This window comes from Streptomyces yokosukanensis, from assembly GCF_001514035.1.
Classification (GTDB): Bacteria; Actinomycetota; Actinomycetes; order Streptomycetales; family Streptomycetaceae; genus Streptomyces; species Streptomyces yokosukanensis.
The window spans coordinates 365,667-382,193 of the sequence record NZ_KQ948214.1; the positions used below are offsets into that span (position 1 = coordinate 365,667).

The 16,527-nt window shown below is 71.7% G+C and carries 15 protein-coding genes; 4 read left to right on the top strand and 11 right to left on the bottom strand.

Annotated features, from left to right (window positions below):
* Positions 1–139 precede the first annotated feature (139 nt).
* Positions 140–1,477, bottom strand: coding sequence for a hypothetical protein (locus AQI95_RS23790; RefSeq protein WP_067127191.1), 1,338 nt, complete (start codon positions 1,475–1,477; stop codon positions 140–142).
* Between the two features lie 183 nt (positions 1,478–1,660).
* Positions 1,661–1,912 carry a helix-turn-helix domain-containing protein gene (locus tag AQI95_RS23795; protein WP_067127540.1) on the bottom strand — a complete coding sequence of 84 codons (252 nt, stop codon included), beginning with the start codon at positions 1,910–1,912 and terminating at the stop codon, positions 1,661–1,663.
* A 63-nt stretch (positions 1,913–1,975) separates the two neighbouring features.
* Here AQI95_RS23795 and map point away from each other — a divergent pair, with 63 nt between their 5' ends.
* On the top strand, positions 1,976–2,752 hold the full coding sequence (gene map, locus AQI95_RS23800; RefSeq protein WP_067127194.1) for a type I methionyl aminopeptidase: 777 nt from the start codon (positions 1,976–1,978) through the stop codon (positions 2,750–2,752).
* A gap of 145 nt (positions 2,753–2,897) precedes the next feature.
* The gene (locus AQI95_RS23805) at positions 2,898–5,540 is read left to right on the top strand and encodes an AAA family ATPase (protein WP_244188824.1); all 2,643 of its coding nucleotides are present in this window, start codon (positions 2,898–2,900) and stop codon (positions 5,538–5,540) included.
* 3 nt (positions 5,541–5,543) lie between these two features.
* Here AQI95_RS23805 and ggt read toward each other — a convergent pair whose 3' ends face one another.
* Complete coding sequence (gene ggt, locus AQI95_RS23810; protein ID WP_067127197.1) at positions 5,544–7,346, bottom strand: gamma-glutamyltransferase; 1,803 nt, start codon at positions 7,344–7,346, stop codon at positions 5,544–5,546.
* A gap of 142 nt (positions 7,347–7,488) precedes the next feature.
* Between ggt and AQI95_RS23815 the strand changes: the two genes are divergently transcribed.
* Together AQI95_RS23815 and AQI95_RS23820 are read left to right on the top strand one after the other, a co-directional pair.
* Positions 7,489–8,235, top strand: coding sequence for a hypothetical protein (locus tag AQI95_RS23815; RefSeq protein ID WP_067127200.1), 747 nt, complete (start codon positions 7,489–7,491; stop codon positions 8,233–8,235).
* A gap of 108 nt (positions 8,236–8,343) precedes the next feature.
* Positions 8,344–9,912, top strand: coding sequence for a CocE/NonD family hydrolase (locus AQI95_RS23820; protein ID WP_067127203.1), 1,569 nt, complete (start codon positions 8,344–8,346; stop codon positions 9,910–9,912).
* Between the two features lie 54 nt (positions 9,913–9,966).
* On the opposite strand, the gene AQI95_RS23825 is transcribed toward AQI95_RS23820, so the two are convergent.
* The 8 genes from AQI95_RS23825 to pcaDC all read right to left on the bottom strand — a co-directional run bounded on the left by AQI95_RS23825 (position 9,967) and on the right by pcaDC (position 16,518).
* Positions 9,967–10,845, bottom strand: a complete 879-nt coding sequence (locus AQI95_RS23825) for an amino acid ABC transporter permease (protein ID WP_067127206.1) — start codon at positions 10,843–10,845, stop codon at positions 9,967–9,969.
* Entirely contained in the window at positions 10,842–11,486 is a 645-nt protein-coding gene (locus tag AQI95_RS23830; RefSeq protein ID WP_067127209.1) for an amino acid ABC transporter permease, read from the bottom strand. The genes AQI95_RS23825 and AQI95_RS23830 overlap by 4 nt, the downstream gene beginning before the upstream one ends.
* Positions 11,487–11,496: 10 nt before the next feature.
* Positions 11,497–12,408 carry a glutamate ABC transporter substrate-binding protein gene (locus tag AQI95_RS23835; RefSeq protein WP_067127212.1) on the bottom strand — a complete coding sequence of 304 codons (912 nt, stop codon included), beginning with the start codon at positions 12,406–12,408 and terminating at the stop codon, positions 11,497–11,499.
* Between the two features lie 15 nt (positions 12,409–12,423).
* Positions 12,424–13,167 (bottom strand): amino acid ABC transporter ATP-binding protein, encoded by a 744-nt coding sequence (locus tag AQI95_RS23840; protein ID WP_067127214.1) that lies wholly within the window; start codon positions 13,165–13,167, stop codon positions 12,424–12,426.
* Between the two features lie 121 nt (positions 13,168–13,288).
* Positions 13,289–13,708, bottom strand: coding sequence for a DUF6278 family protein (locus AQI95_RS23845; RefSeq protein WP_067127217.1), 420 nt, complete (start codon positions 13,706–13,708; stop codon positions 13,289–13,291).
* 15 nt (positions 13,709–13,723) lie between these two features.
* The gene (locus AQI95_RS23850; protein WP_067127221.1) at positions 13,724–14,503 is read right to left on the bottom strand and encodes an exodeoxyribonuclease III; all 780 of its coding nucleotides are present in this window, start codon (positions 14,501–14,503) and stop codon (positions 13,724–13,726) included.
* A 53-nt stretch (positions 14,504–14,556) separates the two neighbouring features.
* A complete protein-coding gene (locus AQI95_RS23855) occupies positions 14,557–15,192 on the bottom strand; it encodes an MBL fold metallo-hydrolase (protein ID WP_067127224.1) in 636 nt (211 codons plus the stop codon).
* Positions 15,193–15,228: 36 nt separating this feature from the next.
* The gene (pcaDC, locus tag AQI95_RS23860) at positions 15,229–16,518 is read right to left on the bottom strand and encodes a bifunctional 3-oxoadipate enol-lactonase/4-carboxymuconolactone decarboxylase PcaDC (RefSeq protein ID WP_067127227.1); all 1,290 of its coding nucleotides are present in this window, start codon (positions 16,516–16,518) and stop codon (positions 15,229–15,231) included.
* Between the last annotated feature and the right edge of the window lie 9 nt (positions 16,519–16,527).

A 16,527-nucleotide genomic window follows, 5' to 3' on the forward strand; every position in this document is an offset into this window, starting at 1 on the left:
TAAGCCTCCGGGAGGCCCTTGCCAAGACCATCGTCGTCATCCCGCGGAGTCGATCACGTGTCACGCCCCCGTGGGTGAGCGCAGGGACCGCTCGAAGGGATGAACCGGAGCATACCGGGACAACGGTACCGGCCATGGCTCACGTCGCGTGTCCGGCCACCCGCAGCGCGTGCACGAGGTCCCAGTGCCGCTCGTCGGAGACGGCCCGCGCGGCCCGCAGCAGCAGCGGCACGAGCAGGCGCGGATCGGGTACGACGCTCCGGGCGGCCTCCTCCGCCGTGCGCACCCGCACACAGGCGTCCGCCAAGGCCTCCGCCTCCTGCCGGTGCCCCGCCTCCGCCAGGCGCAGCACGGCCGCGCCGATCTGCTCCGGCGGGCGGGACACGCCCTGCCGCAGCAGCAGCCGCCCGTCGGCGTCCCTGCCGGCGGCGGCGAGCGCCCGGGCGACCGCGACCAGCCGCTCGGCGGGCAGCGAGGCGGCCTCCCACAGCAGCGTGGCCCAGTCGGCGCCGAGACCGGCACGGCGCAGCGCGTCCGCGAGCGGGGGGAGGCGGCCGGGCGGCCACTGCGCGACCTCGGCCAGCAGTACATGCGCCTCCCCGCCGCGCCCCTCCCCCCGTAACCGCGCCAGTCGCTCCACGACCCCGGCCACGGCGGCCCCCGCCTCGACGTCCACGGCCTCGACCGGGGCCGCCGCGGGCTCGACCGCCTGCCCGCCCCCGGCGAACCGGGCCCCACGCGGCGTCACCTCGCCCGCGGCCGGCGAGGACGCCTGCGGCACGACGGCACCCCCCGCGTCCTCCGCCATCCCGGCGAACCGCGCACTGCCCCGCCGCCGCCTGCGGGGCCCGGCCGGTGCGGGGGAGGACGACGGGGCGACTTGGGGGACGGTCGCCGAGGAAGAAGGCGAACTCGCCTCCGCGACCATCCCCGAGGAGAGCGGTGCGGCCCCCTGCGGGGCGATCGCCGAGGAGATGTCCGACTGCGCCAATCGGTCCCGCAGTTCGGCACATCTCGCGGTGGCGCGTGCGTGGTCGTCCTGGGCCCAGGCGAGGTCGAGACGGAGGGAGTCGGCGTCCTCGGCACAGGCGGGTGAGGAGAGGAGGCGGGTCAGTTCGGCGTGGCGTTCGGCGGCCCAGCGCTGTTCGCGGAGCATCGCGTCGAGGCGGTCGGCCAGGGCGTCCCGCGCGCCGGGCCGGGCGTCGTACGCGACGAGCGCGGCCCGGTACAGGACGCGGGCGCGTTCTCGCTCGGCGGCGGCGACGGCGGAGCCGTACACCTCCGCGAGGTCCTCCAGCAGCGCCTCCACCACGTCCCACGGCGGCACCTCGCGCCCCTGCCGGCACGCCCGCATGCCGTCGGGATCGCGTCGCCAGAAGACCCCGCTCCAGCCCCGGTCCCGGTCCAGGCGCGCCAGCAGGGCGTCCAGACAGCTCGCGAACTCCCTCACCCCGTCGGGGAGTTGTTCCACCGCCATCGCTCAGCTCCCGCCCGGCCGCCGGCACCCTCTCGCCGGCCAGGCAACACCAGTCGTGTTACGGCCCTGCTACGCAGAGTTTTCCGGCAGAGCGCGGCATCCTCCCGGCGGACTCCCGGCCGGTGCGCACACCTGGCCGCACCGGGCTGCGCCGGGCGGCGGGCCATGGCGGGCGGCACTCGATCAGACGGCCACCAGCGCGCACCGCGTGACCAGTTCGTCCATGGACAGCCCGAGCGCCCCGGCCAGCGCGGCGACCGTGAAGAACGCCGGTGTCGGCGCCCGGCCCGTCTCGATCTTGCGGAGCGTCTCGGCGGACACGCCCGCCTGCGCGGCCACCTCCGCCATACTCCGGCCGCCGCGCGCCTCGCGCAGCAACTGCCCGAGCAGCTCGCCGCGTTCACGCTCTTCAGGGGTGAGGGGGGTGCGCACCATGCCGACCATTCTAATACCGGCCACCGGCATGCACCCCATTCAAATACCGGTATAGTAATTGGCATGGTGGAACTGAAGACGGACGCATCGATCGACGCCATGTACGCGGCGGGCCAGGTTGTCGCGCGGGCTCTGACAGCCGTGCGGCAGGCCGCGGACGTCGGCGTCTCACTCCTGGAGCTGGACGAGGTGGCACGGGAGGTGCTGCGTGAGGCCGGGGCGACCTCGCCGTTCCTCGGCTACCGCCCCTCCTTCGCCCCGACCCCGTTCCCCGCGGTGATCTGCGCCTCCGTGAACGACGCGATCGTGCACGGCGTCCCCACGCGGCTCCGGCTCAGCGACGGCGACCTGGTCTCGATCGACTGCGGTGCCGAGCTGGACGGCTGGGTGGGCGACTCGGCGCTCAGCTTCACCGTGGGCCGCCCCCGCCCGGCCGACGTACGGCTGATCGAGACGGCCGAGCGGGCACTCGCGGCCGGCATCGAGGCGGCCGTCGTCGGCCATCGCATCGGCGACATCGCCCACGCCGTCGGCCGGGTCTGCCGCGGCGCCGGCTACGGCATCATGGGCGGCTTCGGAGGCCACGGCGTGGGCCGCCGCATGCACGAGGAACCCGAGGTCCCGAACGAGGGCCGCCCCGGCCGCGGCCTTCCCCTGCGCCCCGGCATGGTCCTCGCCATCGAGCCCATGCTGATCGCCGGCGGCGGGGATGCCCACCGCACGGCGGACGACGGCTGGACCCTGCGCACGATGGACGGCTCCCGCGCGGCCCACGTGGAGCACACGGTGGCGATCACGGAGAACGGCCCCCGGGTCCTCACGGCACGGGCGCCCCGCTGAGCGGGCGCGGGGCACCGCGCGACCGGCCACCGACGGCCCGCGGCCGCCGAGGACACGGCGGGCCCCACCTCCCATAGGCGAACATGCCACCCCCAACGGATCGTGACATCGTGGGCATGAACAGCCTGCGAAGGAACGGACCGTCATGACCAACGGCTACCCTTCTGACCCCTTCGGCGATTTCCTGTCCCGCTTCTTCGGCGGATCCGGCGCAGCCCCCGCGCCCCGGCACATCGACATCGGCCGCATGCTCAGCCAACCGGCCCGGGAGCTGGTCAGAGGGGCCGCCCAGTACGCCGCCGAGCACGGCAGCCGCGATCTGGACACCCAGCACCTGCTGCGCGCGGCCGTGGCGGCCGAGCCCACCCGGAGCCTGCTGAGCCGGGCGGGCGCGGACCCGGACTCGCTCGCCACGGAGATCGACGGCCGGGCCGGCCCGGTCCAGCACCCGCCCGGCGAGGTGCCGCCGCCGACCTCGCTGTCGCTCACCCCGGCCGTCAAGCGCGCCCTGCTGGACGCGCACGACCTGGCACGGGCGAGCGGCGCCGGATACATCGGCCCGGAGCACGTGCTGAGCGCGCTGGCCGCCAATCCGGACTCGGCGGCCGGTCACATCCTGAACGCGGCCCACTTCTCGGGCGGCAGCCTGCCGCCGGAGGCCCCGGAGAGCACCACCCAGACCCGCCCGGAGCGGCAGCGCGCCACCGGCACGCCCACCCTGGACAAGTACGGCCGCGATCTGACCGAGCTGGCCCGGCAGGGCCGGATCGACCCGGTCATCGGCCGGGACACCGAGATCGAGCAGACCATCGAGGTGCTGTCCCGGCGCGGCAAGAACAACCCCGTCCTCATCGGGGACGCGGGGGTCGGCAAGACGGCCGTCGTCGAGGGGCTCGCGCAGCGGATCGCCGACGGGGACGTCCCGGACGGGCTGACGGACCGACGTGTCGTGGCCCTGGACCTGACCGGCGTCGTGGCCGGCACCCGCTACCGGGGCGACTTCGAGGAACGCCTCAACAACATCGTCGAGGAGATCCGCGCCCACTCCGACCGGCTGGTCGTGTTCATCGACGAGCTGCACACCGTCGTGGGCGCGGGCTCCGGCGGCGAGGGCGGCGCGATGGACGCCGGCAACATCCTCAAGCCCGCCCTCGCCCGGGGCGAGCTGCACATCGTGGGCGCGACCACGCTGGAGGAGTTCCGCCGGATCGAGAAGGACGCGGCGCTGGCCCGCCGGTTCCAGCCGATCCTGGTGCCCGAGCCGACGGTCGAGGACACCATCGAGATCCTGCGCGGGCTGCGCGACCGGTACGAGGCCCACCACCAGATCCGCTACACCGACGAGGCGCTCGTCGCCGCCGTGGAGCTGTCCGACCGCTATCTCACCGACCGGCGGCTGCCGGACAAGGCCATCGACCTGATCGACCAGGCGGGCGCCCGGGTGCGGCTCGGCGCGCGGACCAAGGGCACGGACGTGCGCGCGATGGAGCGGGACGTCGAGCAGCTGGTCCGGGACAAGGACCAGGCGGTCGCCGACGAGGACTACGACAAGGCCAAGGAGCTGCGCGACCGGATCGGCGGGCTGAAGCTGCGGATCGCCGAGGAGAGCGGCGACGACCGGGCCGACGAGGGACTGGACCTGGAGGTGACGGCGGAGGCCGTCGCCGAGGTGGTGTCCCGGCAGACCGGCATCCCGGTCAGCCGGCTCACCCAGGAGGAGAAGGAACGGCTGCTCGGTCTGGAGGAGCACCTGCACCAGCGGGTCGTCGGCCAGGACGAGGCCGTGAGCGTGGTCTCCGAGGCCGTACTGCGCTCCCGCGCGGGACTGGCGAGCCCGCGCCGGCCGATCGGCAGCTTCCTGTTCCTCGGTCCGACCGGCGTCGGCAAGACCGAGCTGGCCCGGGCGCTCGCCGAGGCGCTGTTCGGCAGCGAGGACCGCATGGTCCGTCTCGACATGAGCGAGTACCAGGAGCGGCACACCGTCTCCCGGCTGGTCGGCGCCCCGCCCGGCTATGTCGGCCACGAGGAGGCCGGGCAGCTCACCGAGGTGGTGCGCCGGCATCCGTACTCGCTGCTGCTGCTCGACGAGGTGGAGAAGGCGCACCCGGACGTCTTCAACATCCTGCTCCAGGTCCTCGACGACGGCCGGCTGACCGACTCCCAGGGCCGGACGGTGGACTTCACCAACACGGTCATCGTGATGACCAGCAATCTGGGTTCGGAGGCGATCACCCGGCGCGGTGCCGGGATCGGGTTCGGGCCGGGCGGCTCGGAGGCGGACGAGGAGGCGCGCCGGGAGCAGATCCTGCGGCCGCTGCGCGAGCACTTCCGGCCGGAGTTCCTCAACCGCATCGACGAGGTCGTGGTCTTCCGGCAGCTGACGAGCGAACAACTGCGGCAGATCACCGACCTGTTGCTGGAGGGCACCCGGCGGCTGCTGGACGGGCAGGGCGTCTCGGTGGAGTTCACGGACGCGGCGGTCGACTGGCTGGCCGAGCGCGGCTACCAGCCGGAGTACGGCGCCCGGCCGCTGCGCCGCACCATTCAGCGGGAGGTCGACAACCAGCTGTCGAAGCGGCTGCTGAGCGGCGCGATCGTCGAGGGCGGCCGGGTGACGGTGGACGTCCGGGACGGACGGCTGGACTTCCACGCGGACGCTCCCGCGGCGCAGGCACCGGTGCCGGGCTCCCCCGCGAGGGAGGCGCCTGTGCAGGACTCTCCCGTGAAGAAGGCACCTGCGGGGGGCGCCCCCGTGGAGGAGACCCGGCCGCCCGCACCCGAGCGGTGACCGCTACGGCGCCGGGTCCACCACCATCGCCGAGCCGCCGCCCCGCCGTACCTTCTCGGCGGCGGCCAGCCACTTGCCGCCGGGCAGGCGCTGCACGCCGGTCGCCGCGCCGATCTCGGGATTGAGCGTGAAGGAGTGTCCGATGGCTTCCAGTTGCTTCTTCGCGTCACTGTCGTAGAGGGCGGGTTCGAGTTCCGTCTTCGCCGCGTTGCGCTGGCTGGCGCGGGGGGCGGCGATGGCGTCGACCAGCGGCAGATGCCGGTCGAGGAACTCGGTGAGGGTCTGCAGCACCGTGGTGATGATGGTGGCGCCGCCGGGCGAGCCGAGCGCCACGACCGGCCTGTCGTACCGGTCGAGGACGATCGTCGGGGAGATCGACGAGCGGGGCCGCTTGCCCGGACCGGGCAGGTTCGGGTCGTGCACGGCCGGGTTGGCCGGGGTGAAGGAGAAGTCGGTCAGCTCGTTGTTGAGCAGGAAGCCCCGGCCGGGCACGGTCATGGCGCTGCCGCCGGTCTGCTCGATGGTGAGCGTGTAGGAGACGACGTCGCCCCACCTGTCGGCCACGGTCAGATGCGTGGTGTTCTCGCCCTCGTACGTGGTCGGGGCCGCCGTACCGCCCTTGCCGCAGGCGGCGGGGTGGCGCGGGTCGCCGGGGGCGAGCGGGCTGGTGAGGACCGCGTCGTCCTTGATCAGGCAGGCGCGCGAGTCCGCGTACCGCTGCGACAGCAGCTGCCCGGTCGGTACGTCCTCGAAGGCGGGGTCGCCGACCCAGCGCCCCCGGTCGGCGAAGGCGATCCGGCTGGCTTCGATGAAGTGGTGCAGGTACTGCACCTCGCTCGCCTTCGAAAGATCGGTCTTCTCCAGGATGTTGAGCGCCTCGCCGACCGTGGTGCCGCCGGAGGAGGAGGGCGCGATGGAGTACACGTTCAGGCCGCGGTACGACGTCCTGGTGGGCGCCTGCGGTTTGGCCCGGTAGACGGCGAGGTCCTTCTCGGCCAGCTTGCCGGGGCGGGCGTTCCAGCCGGAGGCGGGGGCCACGGGCGGGTGCTCGACGGTCTTGACGATGTCGTCGCCTATGTCTCCGCGATAGACGGCGTCGACGCCCTCGCGGCCCAGCTCCTCGTAGGTGCGGGCCAGTTCGGGGTTCTTGAGCCGGGAGCCGACGACGGGCAGCTGTCCGTTCGGCAGGAACAGCTTCGCGGTGTCCGGGAAGTAGCGGAAGCGGGTTTCGTTGGACGCGGTCTGCGAGCGGAAGGTGTCGTCCACGGTGAAGCCGTCGCGGGCGATCCGCTCGGCGGGCCGAAGGACCGTGCCGAGCCGTTCGCTGCCCCACTCGTCCAGCGCCTTCTGCCAGGTCGCGGCCGTGCCCGGGGTGCCCACGCTCAGGCCGCTGCTGACGGCGTCGGCGAAGGCGAGCGGCTTGCCGTTCTCCACGAACAGGTCGGAGTCGGCGCTGAGCGGCGCCGTCTCGCGCCCGTCGATGGTCTGCACCGTGCGCGACTTGGCGTCGTAGTAGACGAAGTAGCCGCCTCCGCCGATGCCGGAGGAGTAGGGCTCGGTGACGCCGAGCGCCGCGGCGGTCGCGACGGCCGCGTCGACCGCGTTGCCGCCGTGCTTGAGCACCTCGATGCCGGCGGCGGAGGCATCGGCGTCGACGCTGGACACCGCGCCGCCGTAGCCCACCGCCACGGGAACCTTGGTGACCGTCTTGCTCGTTGTCGCGGCGGGCGGCGCCGCCGCCCCCATCGACACCACAGCGGCCGAGACCGCCAGAACCGCCAGCTTCCGCGTGCCAGGACGACCCATCCGAACCTCCCGTCGGGACAGTCCGCGCAGCGTAACCAGATCGCCGTTACACCGACAGTACGCCTCGGCGCCCTGCCACACGAACGTCACGCGTCGAACACCGGTACGTAGCCGTCGCCCCGGCCCGCTACCATGCGCGGCCATGAACGACGACGTGCGCAATATCGTCCTGGGCCTGGCGGCGACCGGGATATCGGCCTCGCTGGGCTGGCTGGCCCGTACGTACCTGTGGCGCCGCAAACTCCGCCGCAAGCAGGCGTTCTTCGGGCTGCCGGAGAACTCGGAGTCGCTGCTCGTGGTCAATCAGAAGGCGGGCGGGCCGGAGCTGTCCGTGAGCCGGCACGACATGTTCGCCCTGCTGGAACTCTCCGCCCTGATCAAGGAGTGCAACGCGCACGCCCGCCTCGTGGCGCACGACGCCACCCAGCAGGGGTTCGGCGAGCGGACCGAGTTCTGCGTCGGCGGGCCCTACTCGAACCGCCGGATGGCGGCCCATCTCTCCTCGCTGCTGCCCGGCATGGGGGTGAACGTCGAGGCCGACGCCGGTCCGGAACTGGGCGCCTTCCGGATCGGCGGGGAGCACTACCGCATGGACCGGGGCCGGAGCGAGTACGTACTGCTCGCCCGGCTCACCGCGGACCGGCACGGGGACTCCCGCCCGGTGTTCCTCTTCTGCGGCCAGCGCGCCATCACCAACCAGGCCGCCACCCGCTATCTCGCCCGCCACCACGAGCGACTGCACCGCAAGCACGGCACCGGCTCGTTCGTCCTGCTGCTGAAGGTCGTCAACTCGCAGGCGTACGGCCCCGACGTGGTCGAGCTGGTGGCGGACGTGACGCGGGCGGCGCGAACGCCTCTTCCGGAGCCGGCGGCCGACTCGGCCTCCTAGAGGTTCAACAATCTTTACTGGTACGTAACTTACTGACGGGTTACTCGGGGTAAGTGTGTGCGGTTACCGTCGGGTCACTTTTCAATGCAACAGTTGAAGGAGTGACCCATGGGAACTGGTCGCGCCGCTCTGCGCACCGCCGGAGCCGGGGCCGTCTCGGCAGCGCTGATCGCCGGTACCGTCGTCGGCCTGGCGCCCACCGCCCAGGCCGCCGCCCCGTCCGTCCGCTTCGTCGACATCACCGCGGACGGCGGCACCGTACTGAAGGCGAACGTCGTCACGCCCGCCGGCGCGGACGCCTCGCGCCGCTACCCGCTCATCGTGCTGCCCACGAGCTGGGCCCTGCCGCAGGTGGAGTACATCGCCCAGGCGCAGAAGCTCGCCGACGCCGGGTATGTGGTGCTCACCTACAACGTGCGCGGCTTCTGGCAGTCCGGCGGACAGATAGAAGTGGCCGGTCCGCCGGACGTGGCGGACGCCTCCAAGGTCATCGACTGGGCCCTCGCGCACACACCGGCCGATCCGGCGCACGTCGGCATGGCGGGGGTGTCGTACGGCGCCGGGATCGGCCTGCTCACCGCCGCGCACGACAAGCGGGTCAGGGCCGTCGCCGCGCTCAGCGGCTGGGCGGACCTGGTCGGCTCGATCTACTCGGGCCGCACCCAGCACGTCCAGGCGCTGGGAGTGCTGGACGGCGCGGCCACCCTCACCGGCCGCGAGAGCCCCGAACTGCGCCAGATCTTCGACAACTTGTACTCCTCGAACCTGTCCAAGGAGCAGGAGATGATCGACTGGGGGCGGAAACGTTCCGCCACGACCTATGTCGACCGGCTGAACAAGAACGGCGCGGCCGTCATGCTGGCCAACGCCTGGGGCGACTCCATCTTCCCGGCGAACCAGTACGCCGACTTCTACGAGAAGCTGAAGGTGCCCAAGCGCCTGGAGCTGCGCCCCGGCGACCACGCGACCGCCGAGCTGACCGGCCTGTTCGGGCTGCCCAACGACGTGTGGACGGACACCGAGCGCTGGTTCGACCACTATCTGAAGGGCGCCGACAACGGCATCGACCACGAACAGCCGGTCCGGCTGAAGTCCCGCAGCGCGGGGGGATACGAGGGCTACCCGGACTGGAAGTCGATCGCCGAGACCCGCCGGAAGATCGCACTCACCGGCTCCACCACCATCCACGCCAATGTCGACTCGGGCGCGGACGGCGGCATCGTGTTCCTCTCCAGCATCCTGGACCAGGTGGCCCAGCTGCCGCCCATGGCCTCCGTGCCGCTGCTGCCGCGCCGCTGGGCGGCCGTGTGGCAGTCGCAGCGGTACGGGACCGCCCAGCGGGTGCGCGGCACGGCCTCCTTGCACACCACGCTCACCCCGAGCGCGGAGAGCGGCACCCTCGTGGCCTACCTGTACGACGTGGGCCCGCTCGGCATCGGCAAGCTGGTCACGCACGCGCCGTTCACCTGGCACGGGCGGACGCCCGGCAAGCCGTTCGACGTGGACCTGGACCTGTTCTCCACGGCCTACGACGTCCCTGCCGGGCACCGCCTCGCGATGGTGGTCGACACGGTCGACCCGCTGTACATCGAGCACAACCCGTCCGGCGCGCAGCTGACCTTCTCCTCGCCCCCGGACGACCCGTCGTACGTGTCCGTCCCCGTGCGCGAGCAGTGATCTCCGGCTGCCGCCGGACGAGCCTGGCCCGTGTGAACTGCCGCCCGCCGGGACCTAGGGTCTCGGGGCCGTGGGGGGCTCCCCACCCGGCAGCAGCGTCCCAGGCTCGGCCGCGGCAACCGCCACGGCCTCGGTCTTGGGACTGCGCTGCTCACGGCGGGACACCCGGCCGGCGAACCACGAGAGCAGCATGCACATCCCGATGTAGATCGGCGAGATCACCATCACCACAGGGATGAACGGCAAATCGTAGTCGAGGTTGGAGGCGATCAGTTTCCCGGCATGGAGGAACTCCTCGTAGGTGATGAGGTAGCCGAGGGAGGTGTCCTTCAGCGCGACCACCAGCTGGCTGATGATGGCGGGCAGCATGGCACGTACGGCCTGCGGGACGAGGACGTGCGTCATGACCTGGGTCTTGCGCATCCCGAGCGCGAACGCGGCCTCGTGCTGGCCGCGTTCGACGGCGTTCACCCCGGAGCGGAGGACCTCGGCGAGCACCGAGCCGTTGTAGAGGGCGAGTCCGGCGATCAGCGCGGGCAGCGGCTGCACCTTCAGCGCCACGAAGATGAAGAAGATCATCACGAGCACGGGCATGGCACGGAAGAACTCGACGACGAGCGTGGACAGCAGGCGCACGGGCCGGTGGTCCGACAGCCGCCCGGTGGCCAGCAGTCCGCCCAGGACCAGGGAGAGGGCGGCGGCGATCGCGAAGGCCCTGAGCGTGTTGCCGAGGCCGCGCAGCAGCAGTTCCTGGATGCCCTTGTACTCGAAGGGCATCCACTTGGTGTACGTGAACTGCTCGGTGTCGAAGAGGAGATACAGCACGCAGGCGAACAGGCCGAGGATGACGACGGTGGCGAGGAGGCCGTAGAGGCGGTGCCGCTGGCGGGTGCGTGGTCCGGGGACGTCGTACAGGGCGGTGGCGCCGGTCATCGGGCGACTCCCCAGGTCCGTTCCAAAACATGGAACAGCGCGCTGATCGCGAGCGTGATGACGAGGTAGCCGAGGGCGATCCAGACGAAGGTCCAGACGATGTTGTAACCCAGTTCACTCATGGTCTTGTAGGTGCCGAGCAGTTCGGTGACGCTGAACGCGCCCGCGATCGCGGAGTTCTTGGCGAGCGCGATGAGCGTGGAGCCGACCGGCGGGATCACCGAGCGGAAGGCCTGCGGCAGCACGACCGCGCTCAGCGTCTGGCCGAAGGTCATGCCGAGGCTGCGGGCCGCCTCGCCCTGCCCCTTGGGCACGGTGTTGATGCCCGAGCGCAGCGCCTCGCAGATGAACGCCGAGGTGTAGCAGCCGAGCGCGAGGACCGCGAACACCGTGAAGGGCAGCACGAGTCCGAACCTCGGCAGTCCGAGCAGCACCGCGAAGAAGAGCAGGGTGAGCGGGGTGTTGCGCAGCACCGTGACCCATACCGTGCCGAACACCCGCAGCGAGCCGACGGGCGCGACCCGGAAGGACGCCATCAGGAAGCCCAGCGCGAGCGCCAACACCGAGCCGTAGACGGTCAGTTCGACCGTGCCGAGGAAACCTTCCCAGTAGGTCGAGAAGTTGTCTGTCAGTACGTTCATGCCGTCCTCGTCAGCTCGCCGGATAGCGGTCGATCGCGGGCGGTTCGGGTGCGGGCACGCCGGACAGGCCGAGCGTGGCCTCGTAGGCCTTCTTCCAGTCGCCGTTCTTCTGCCGTGCCTCCAGGGCGTCGTCGAGGGCGGACCGCAGGGCGTTGTCACCACGCGGGACGCCGATGCCGTACGGCTCCCTGGAGAAGGGCCTGCCGACGACCTTGAGTTCGCCGGGGGCCTTCGCCGCGTAGCCGATGAGGATGGCGTCGTCGGTGGTGACCGCGTCGACCTGGTAGGTGAGGAGGTTGTCGACGCACACGGAGTAGGTGTCGTAGGCGACGAGGACCGCCTTCGGGTAGTCGGCCCGGATGCGCTGGTACGGCGTCGAACCGGCCGCCGAGCACACGCGTTTGCCGTCGAGGTCCTCGGGACCGTGGATGTCGTTCTCGCCCTTGCGGACCAGCAGGGACTGCCCGGCCATGTAGTAGGGGCCGGCGAAGCCCACGAGCTTCTTCCGGTTGGCGTTGATGGTGTAGGTGCCGACGTAGTAGTCGATCTGGCCGTTCTGCAGGGCGGTCTCGCGGTTGGCCGAGGCAATGGTGCGGAAGCGGACCGCCTGCGGCGGGAAGCCGAGGGAGGCGGACACCATCTTGGCGATCTCGACGTCGAAGCCGGAGTAGGTGCCGGTCGCCGGGTCCCTCTCGCCCAGGTAGGGCTGGTCCTCCTTGGCGCCGACGACGAAGTGGCCACGCCGCTTCGCCCGCTTCCAGGTGCCGGACGCGGGCAGGCTGTAGCCCTGGGCCACCTGGTAGTGCGGGAGCTTGTCGGCCGCCGGGCCCTTGCTCGGCGGGCTGCCTTCCTTGCCGCAGGCGGCTGCTTGCAGCGCGAGGAGGGAGCAGAGGGCGAGGGGCACACGGGTGGTACGGAACATGGGTCGCACCCCCGCTCAGTGCTTGAGGATCTTGGAGAGGAAGTCCTTGGCACGCTCGCTGCGCGGGTGGGTGAAGAAGTCCTCCGGGGCGCGGTCCTCGACGATCCGGCCGTCGGCCATGAAGACGACCCGGTTGGCGGAGGCGCGGGCGAAGCCCATCTCATGGGTGACGACGACCATGGTCATGCCGTCCCGGGCGAGCTGCCGCATGACCTCCAGCACCTCGTTGATCATCTCCGGGTCGAGGGCGGAGGTGGGCTCGTCGAAGAGCATCGCCTTGGGGTCCATGGCGAGGGCGCGGGCGATGGCGACCCGCTGCTGCTGGCCGCCGGAGAGCTGGGCGGGGTACTTGGCCGCGTGCGCGAGGAGGCCGACCCGCTGCAGGAGTTCACGGGAGTGGCGGTCGGCGTCGTCCTTCTTGCTCTTGCGGACCTTGACCTGGGCGAGTGAGACGTTCTGCAGAACCGTCTTGTGGGCGAAGAGGTTGAAGGACTGGAAGACCATGCCGACCTCGGCGCGGAGCCGTGCGAGGGCCTTTCCCTCCGCGGGCAGCGGCTGCCCGTCGAGCGTGATGGTGCCGGACTCGATGGTCTCCAGCCGGTTGATCGTCCTGCACAGCGTGGACTTGCCCGACCCCGACGGGCCGATGACCACGACCACCTCTCCCCTGCCGACGGTGAGGTCGATGTCCCTGAGGACGTGCAGCTCCCCGTAGTACTTGTTGACACCCTGCAGCTCGATCAACGGATCGACGGCCATACGCAGCCCTACCCACTCTCAGCTGTGTCGTGGTTGCCGCAAACTATCCAGACGACAGCGGGGTCGAGGGACGACACGCACTTTTCGGGCATAAGCCGTATTTAAGCCCATCGGGGCAGGTCTAGGCCTCGGCGATCTCCGCGTAGAGCTGGGACAGTTCGGGGGCGCCGCTCGCGGCCCAGTCCTGTCCGGCGCCCGTGACCTCGACCTCGCGGCCGGAGGCCAGCCGAATCACGGGCTCGCCGTCGGGGCGGATGCGCCAGGCGGCGCCGGGGACCGTGCGCACCACGACCGTGCCCAGATAGAGCCCCGCGTCGTTGCCCAGCCAGGGCAGGGTCTCGGCGTCGTCGCGCCAGCGCGGGACGAGTTGGTCGAGGGCCTCCAGCGAGGCCGGGGTGTCGTCGAGGCGGACGCCCTCCTGGGTCGCCTGCGCGCGGAGCAGTTCGCACTCGGACAGCAGCGCGGCGACCGACTCGGGGTCGGAGGGCACCCCCGCGTCGCCGTTCTTCTTGTGCCGGTGGCCCAGGAACGGAAGGTTCATGGACCCAGCGTGGCATCAGACGTCGAGGTCGACCACCACCGGCGCATGATCGGAGGCACCCTTGCCCTTGCGCTCCTCGCGGTCGACGTAGGCGTCCTTGACGGCCTTCGCGAAGGGTTCGTTGCCGTACACCAGGTCGATGCGCATGCCGCGGTTCTTCGGGAAGCAGAGCTGGCGGTAGTCCCAGTACGTGAACGGGTGGTCGTACTTCAGCGGCCGGGGCACCACGTCGCTCAGGCCGGCCTCGCGCAGCGAGGCGAGGGCCGCGCGCTCGGCGGGGGTGACATGGGTGGAGCCCTCGAAGGCGGCCGTGTCGTAGACGTCGTCGTCGGTCGGCGCCACGTTGTAGTCACCCAGGACGGCGAACGGGCGGCTGCCGCCCGCGTCACCGGCGACCGCCGCCTTCAGGGCCTCGAACCACTGGAGTTTGTACGCGTAGTGCGGGTGCTCCACCTCGCGGCCGTTCGGGACGTACACCGACCAGACGCGGAGCGGGCCGCAGGTCGCCGAGAGGGCGCGCGGCTCGGTCACGCCCTCGAAGCCGGGGTCGCCCGGCAGGCCCTTGACGACGTCCTCGATGCCGACCCGGGAGAGCACCGCCACGCCGTTCCACCGGCCGGTCGCGTGGACCGCCGATTCGTACCCCAGCTCGCGCAACTGGTCGAACGGGAACTGCTCCTCGGCGACCTTGGCCTCCTGCAGACAGAGCACATCGGTGCCGCTGCTCTCCAGCCAGGCCAGCAGCCGCGGAAGGCGGGCGGTGATCGAGTTCACGTTCCAGGTAGCGATGCGCATGCCTCACAACCTACCCGGAGGGTCCGACAACCGGCCCGGCGCACGGTTCGGCCTCACACCTCGGCGCAGGCCCCCGGGGTCAGCCGCTGGTGGTCGGTGCCGCCCAGGGCGCCGATCTGGCGGTCGTAGATCGGGCGGGCGAGGTCGGTGAGCAGGGCGTCGTGGACGTCGTAGGCGCGCTGCGGCTTGACCTCCCGGACGTAGTCGATCACCTCGGAGATCTTGTTCCACGGTGCCATCACCGGGAGCATCAGCGTCTGCACCGGACGGTCGGGGACCGTGAGGGCGTCACCCGGGTGGAAGACACGGCCGCCGTCGACCAGATAGCCCACGTTGGTGATGCGCGGGATGTCCGGGTGGATCACCGCGTGCAGCTCGCCGTGGACCTGGACGTCGAAGCCCGCCGCGGTGAAGGTGTCGCCGTGGCCGACGGTGTGCACCCGGCCGGGGAAGGCCGCCGCGATCCGGTCGGCGACGGACCGCAGCGTCCAGATCCGGGCCGCCGGGTTGTTCTCCATGGCGGCCCGGAGCCGGAACTCGTCGAAGTGGTCCGGGTGCTCGTGCGTGATCAGGATGGCGTCCGCGCCGAGCGCGGCGTCCTCCTCGCTGAACCCTCCGGGGTCGATGACGAGCGTCCGACCGTCCTTGTCGAGGCGGACGCAGGCATGGGACTTCTTGGTGAGCTTCATGTCGCACCATCCTGCCGTGCACGGCGGTGCCGCGGCTCATTCGGCGGGCGTGGTCTCCTCCTGGATGACCTGCCGGGCGACCCGGAACGCGCTGTGCGCGGCAGGCGCTCCGCAGTACACGGCCGTCTGCAGCAGCACCTCCTTGATCTCGTCCGGGGTGAGCCCGTTGCGCAGGGCCGCGCGGGTGTGCACGGCGAGCTGCTCCAGGTGGCCGCCCGCGACCAGCGCGGTCAGCGTGACGCAGCTGCGGGTACGGCGGTCTAGGCCCGGCCGGTCCCAGATCTCGCCCCAGGCGTAGCGGGTGACGAACTGCTGGAAGTCACCGGAGAACCCGTCGGACCGCGCCAGTTCCTCGTCCACGTGCGCGTCGCCCAGCACCTCCCGGCGGATCTTGAGGCCGGTCTCGTACCGGTCGGGCAGCGCGGCCGGCTGGGCGGGTGCGGCGGCCGGGGCTATCTCGGCGACCGGCACGGGTGCGAGCGCCGCCGCCGGGACCGGCACGATCGCCGCCGCCGGCAGAACCGTCTGGCCGGTGTCGTAGGGCTGCTGCCAGGCGGTGGAGAAGTGCTGCGCCAGCAGGTCGGTGACGGCCGCCGGCTGCTCGACCGGGACGAGGTGGGAGGCGCCGGGGACGACCGCGAGCCGGGCGTCCGGGATGCCCGCGACCAGGGTGCGGGCCTCGGCGGGCCCGGTGACCTGGTCGTCGGAGCCGACCAGCACCATGGTCGGCACGCCGACCCGGCCCAGCTCGGACCGTACGTCGAAGGCGGCGAGCGCCTCGCAGGCGGCTATGTAGCAGCCCGGGTCGGTGGTGCGGACCATCTGCACCGCCCACTCGGTGATCGCCGGCTGGGCCGCGGCGAACCCGCCGGTGAACCAGCGCTCCGGCGCGGTCCGGGCGATCGGGTCGAGGCCGTTCGTACGGACGATCACCCCGCGCTGGCGGAACTCGTCGGCGGTCCCGAACCGGGGCGAGGTCGCGACCAGCGCCAGCGAGGCGAGCCGCTCGGGGTGGCGCAGGGCCAGCTCGACGCCGATGGCGCCGCCCAGCGCACAACCGGCGTAGCCGAACCGCTGCACGCCGAGCGAGTCCAGGGTGGCCAGCAGCCGGGTGCTCAGCTCGGCGACGGAGCCGGCCGGGTGGGCGGCTGCGCCGCCGTGGCCGGGCAGGTCGAACCGGAAGACCCGCCACTGTCCGGTCAGCTCCGGCACCTGGCGGTCCCACATGTGCCATGTGGTACCCAGGGAGGGACCCAGGATCAGGACAGGTGCGTCTTCTGGCCCGTCAAAGCGGTACTGCAGGGTGTTCGGTGGTGTCTCGCTCACCCGTCCGAC

Excerpts from the sequence above, each read along its gene's own strand:
- AQI95_RS23790 (WP_067127191.1), bottom strand. The coding sequence starts at position 1,477 with ATGGCGGTGGAACAACTCCCCGACGGGGTGAGGGAGTTCGCGAGCTGT.
- AQI95_RS23795 (WP_067127540.1), bottom strand. The coding sequence starts at position 1,912 with ATGGTGCGCACCCCCCTCACCCCTGAAGAGCGTGAACGCGGCGAGCTG.
- map (WP_067127194.1), top strand. The coding sequence starts at position 1,976 with ATGGTGGAACTGAAGACGGACGCATCGATCGACGCCATGTACGCGGCG.
- AQI95_RS23805 (WP_244188824.1), top strand. The coding sequence starts at position 2,898 with ATGACCAACGGCTACCCTTCTGACCCCTTCGGCGATTTCCTGTCCCGC.
- ggt (WP_067127197.1), bottom strand. The coding sequence starts at position 7,346 with ATGGGTCGTCCTGGCACGCGGAAGCTGGCGGTTCTGGCGGTCTCGGCC.
- AQI95_RS23815 (WP_067127200.1), top strand. The coding sequence starts at position 7,489 with ATGAACGACGACGTGCGCAATATCGTCCTGGGCCTGGCGGCGACCGGG.
- AQI95_RS23820 (WP_067127203.1), top strand. The coding sequence starts at position 8,344 with ATGGGAACTGGTCGCGCCGCTCTGCGCACCGCCGGAGCCGGGGCCGTC.
- AQI95_RS23825 (WP_067127206.1), bottom strand. The coding sequence starts at position 10,845 with ATGACCGGCGCCACCGCCCTGTACGACGTCCCCGGACCACGCACCCGC.
- AQI95_RS23830 (WP_067127209.1), bottom strand. The coding sequence starts at position 11,486 with ATGAACGTACTGACAGACAACTTCTCGACCTACTGGGAAGGTTTCCTC.
- AQI95_RS23835 (WP_067127212.1), bottom strand. The coding sequence starts at position 12,408 with ATGTTCCGTACCACCCGTGTGCCCCTCGCCCTCTGCTCCCTCCTCGCG.
- AQI95_RS23840 (WP_067127214.1), bottom strand. The coding sequence starts at position 13,167 with ATGGCCGTCGATCCGTTGATCGAGCTGCAGGGTGTCAACAAGTACTAC.
- AQI95_RS23845 (WP_067127217.1), bottom strand. The coding sequence starts at position 13,708 with ATGAACCTTCCGTTCCTGGGCCACCGGCACAAGAAGAACGGCGACGCG.
- AQI95_RS23850 (WP_067127221.1), bottom strand. The coding sequence starts at position 14,503 with ATGCGCATCGCTACCTGGAACGTGAACTCGATCACCGCCCGCCTTCCG.
- AQI95_RS23855 (WP_067127224.1), bottom strand. The coding sequence starts at position 15,192 with ATGAAGCTCACCAAGAAGTCCCATGCCTGCGTCCGCCTCGACAAGGAC.